The following is a 1,289-nucleotide window of genomic DNA, read 5'->3' as shown; positions in this document are numbered from 1 at the left end:
GACGTGGCTGCAGGAGAAGATACCTCCCATATCCTCAGCGGGTTGACTAACCAGCTGCCTGATCGTGATCCGGAAGAGACCGCCGAGTGGGTTGAGTCCCTGGATTCGCTGATCAGGGAACAGGGCACCGAGCGTGCCCAATACATCATGCGGAGCCTGTTGCAGCGTGCCGGTGCGCAGAGCGTCGGGGTGCCGATGGTGACCACCACGGATTACGTGAACACGATTCCGGTGGACCAGGAAGCCGAGTTCCCGGGCAACGAGGAGTTTGAGCGCCGGTACCGGGCGTACATGCGCTGGAACGCCGCGGTGATGGTGCACCGGTCCCAGCGGCCGAACATCGGCGTGGGCGGGCACATCTCCACCTACGCGGGCGCGGCCACCCTGTACGAGGTGGGCTTCAACCACTTCTTCCGCGGCAAGGACCACCCCGGCGGCGGTGACCAGGTCTTCTTCCAGGGCCACGCCTCACCGGGCATGTACGCCCGCGCGTTCATGGAAGGCCGGCTGACCGAGGAGGACCTGGACGGGTTCCGGCAGGAAAAGTCCCGCGCCGGCCACGCCCTGTCCTCCTACCCGCACCCGCGGCTGATGCCGGAGTTCTGGGAGTTCCCCACCGTGTCCATGGGCATCGGGCCGATGAACGCGATCTACCAGGCACAGTCCAACCGGTACCTGCACAACCGCGGCCTCAAGGACACCTCGGACCAGCAGGTCTGGGCGTTCCTGGGCGACGGCGAAATGGACGAGCCCGAGTCCCGCGGCCTGCTCCAGCTCGCCGCGAACGAGAACCTGGACAACCTGAACTTCGTGATCAACTGCAACCTCCAGCGCCTGGACGGGCCGGTGCGCGGCAACGGCAAGATCATGCAGGAACTCGAAGCGTTCTTCCGCGGCGCGGGCTGGAACGTGATCAAGGTCGTCTGGGGCCGGGAATGGGATGACCTGCTCACCAAGGACACCGACGGGTCGCTGGTGAAAATCATGAACGAAACCCCCGACGGGGACTACCAGACCTACAAGGCCGAATCCGGCGGGTTCGTCCGCGAACACTTCTTCGGCAAAGACCCGGCCACCAAGGACCTCGTCGCGGACCTCACCGATGACCAGATCTGGAACCTCAAACGCGGCGGCCACGACTACCGCAAGGTCTACGCCGCCTACAAGGCAGCCACCGAATTCAAGGGCAAACCCACCGTCATCCTCGCCAAAACCGTCAAGGGCTACGGACTCGGACCCCACTTCGAAGGCCGCAACGCCACCCACCAGATGAAAAAACTCACCCTCGA

1 pseudogene is annotated in these 1,289 nt (G+C 64.4%); it reads left to right on the top strand.

Annotated elements, in window-relative coordinates:
- Positions 1 to 3: 3 nt before the first annotated feature.
- Positions 4 to 1,289: pseudogene (locus V9L18_RS21955) on the top strand (pyruvate dehydrogenase (acetyl-transferring), homodimeric type); the annotation flags it as partial.

It is taken from the genome of Pseudarthrobacter sp. CCNWLW217 (genome assembly GCF_037203985.1).
Lineage (GTDB): Bacteria > Actinomycetota > Actinomycetes > Actinomycetales > Micrococcaceae > Arthrobacter.
This window is presented reverse-complemented; position numbering and strand designations above follow the sequence as displayed.